We start from the raw sequence: 2,199 nt of genomic DNA on the forward strand, positions 1-2,199 counted from the left end.
CTTCGGCGAGCGATTCTATGTCTTCTTTTACCTTTTTTTTCAGTTCTTCCTCTATTGTCTTTTCGCTAACACCTGCACCTTTTAGATATGAAGTGAACACCAAACGGAGCTTCTCTTTAATGAATTCTTTGTTTTCTTTCATAGGACACGTGCGAAGGAGATACACCTACTTGTAGGTGTGAAGATTTCGCCCCTCACCTCCTTGCTCTTAAACATTAAGCTTTTTATGTATAAAAAGCTTTTTATATATAAAAAACCTATATGAATATGATGGAAGCGACAAAGACGGTGGTATGTAAGCTGCGCGCGACGGAAGAGGAAGCGGAGAAGATAAGAGAGACCGCAATAGCCTTCCGAGATGCCTGTAACTATATCAGCGAGATTGCTTTTACTCAAAGATGCTTCAATCCCGTTGCATTGCACCATTTCACTTACAGAACGGTAAGAGAGCGATATAAACTCCCCGCAAATCTCGCAGTCCGGGCGCGTGACCGCGTAGCGAAATCGTATAAACAGAACCGGCACAGGCAGCACAAGTTCAGACAGCTCAGTATGGATCTGGATAAGAAACTCTTTACTCTGCTCAGGAACAACGGCGAGTTCAGAATCTCCATTGCTACCCTCCACGGACGTGTGAAGCTCGCACTTGACATTGGTGACTATCAGCGTCAACTCCTGAACAATCCCGTACAGGATGCCAAGATTACTTTCCGAAATGGTGACATCTATGCCCATATCGCCGTCAGATATGAGATTCCCGATCCTGAAGGGAGTAATTATGTTGGCGTGGACATCGGCGAAAGGAATATCATTGTCGCTTCCAACGGGTTTAAACGTAAGGGGGGTGATATAAAAGCGAGAAGGGAACATTATAGGGAACAGAGGCGAGCGCTCCAGAAAATAGGCACTTCCTCTGCGAAGAGGAAGCTTAAACGGCTTAGTGGTAGGGAGAAGCGATGGGCTAATACCGTCTTGCACCAGATAAGCAGAGAATTCGTTGACAGTCTCAAGGAAGGCGATGTGGTGGTGCTGGAGGATCTCACGGGAATAAGAGACCACATCAAGAGACGGAAGAAGGATAGAGCGGGCTTCCACAGCTGGGCGTTCAGAAAGCTCACTGCGATGATAGAATACAAGTGTCTTGAAAGAGGCATACCGGTTATTCGTGTGGATCCCGCGTATACATCGCAGCAATGTCCGAGATGTGATGTGATAGATAGGAGGAACAGGAGGACGCAGGCGCTGTTCCGGTGCGTTAACTGTGGCTTCCAAGATAATGCGGATCATGTTGCCTCTGTGAACTTGAGTGAGTTGGGAGCGGGCTCCCACTCACGGGGCTGCTGTCAACCAGCCTGAGGCGGGGATGACTGCTATGATGATTCACCCGCAAGCCCACCGTTAAAACGGGGGTAGTTGACGGCTTCTTCTTCAGGTGGAATTTCTAATCCTAAAATATCATACAATCTATTAATATCTTTCCTCGCTCGCTCGAAAAACACCCGTTTCCCCTCTTCCGGCACGCAAAATCCGAGCCTCTATTTCCCCTTTCATCGCTTCCTCCTCCTATTCCTTATCGCTTCAGAATACACCTCATCCGTTAGAACGTGAAGAAATGCAGCTGCGAGCCGTTCGGGATCGTTGTGGTATTTTAAACTTATGGATACGGGGTCATGCCTGAGTATGCGGTGCTTCCTGCCGAGCCAAGCGTATGGCTGGTCACACCAGCGGTTCACGTCTTCATACTCTTTTCCGAGGAGTATTTTGTTTACAATTTTGTGAATGTCGTGCGATGGCATTTTCTATTTCTCTTTCATGCGTTGTAGCGCATACATCGTGATAAAAGTTGTGAGAAATGACGTGAAACCCACTAAAGCGGCATACCCCGCAATCTCCGAAGTTGTCAGCCCCTCGCTATCCCCTTCAGCAATCATACTTTAAATTTATATATGATATAGTCTGCAAAAAAGTTTGTTATGTTTTTCCGCTCCTTCAATATCTCATACACATCTGGTCGGTATGCTCGTGCCATTTCCAAAAGAAGTTCACCTCGCCGCTCCTGTAATTCTCGTTGCCAGCCGTTGTGCTGTCGTAACACCCAACCTGACAAGCTGACCGCAGTATTTATCGCCGCCTTCACTTTCCAGTCGCTCGCTATCGCTTCGTCTATCACATCAAACGAGAGAATTTGGTGGTTCTTCT

Annotated in this window: 3 protein-coding genes; 1 reads left to right on the forward strand and 2 read right to left on the reverse strand. The window is 47.0% G+C overall.

Annotation, left to right across the window (positions count from 1 at the left end):
- Positions 1–261: 261 nt before the first annotated feature.
- Positions 262–1,356, forward strand: a complete 1,095-nt coding sequence (locus J7J01_10595) for a transposase (GenBank protein ID MCD6211307.1) — start codon at positions 262–264, stop codon at positions 1,354–1,356.
- Positions 1,357–1,547: 191 nt separating this feature from the next.
- On the opposite strand, the gene J7J01_10600 is transcribed toward J7J01_10595, so the two are convergent.
- Together J7J01_10600 and J7J01_10605 are read right to left on the reverse strand one after the other, a co-directional pair.
- On the reverse strand, positions 1,548–1,733 hold the full coding sequence (locus J7J01_10600; GenBank protein MCD6211308.1) for a hypothetical protein: 186 nt from the start codon (positions 1,731–1,733) through the stop codon (positions 1,548–1,550).
- Between the two features lie 194 nt (positions 1,734–1,927).
- A partial coding sequence (locus J7J01_10605) for a hypothetical protein (protein MCD6211309.1) occupies positions 1,928–2,199 on the reverse strand: 272 nt, incomplete at its 5' end.

The sequence above is a fragment of the Methanophagales archaeon genome, assembly GCA_021159465.1.
GTDB lineage: Archaea > Halobacteriota > Syntropharchaeia > Alkanophagales > Methanospirareceae > G60ANME1.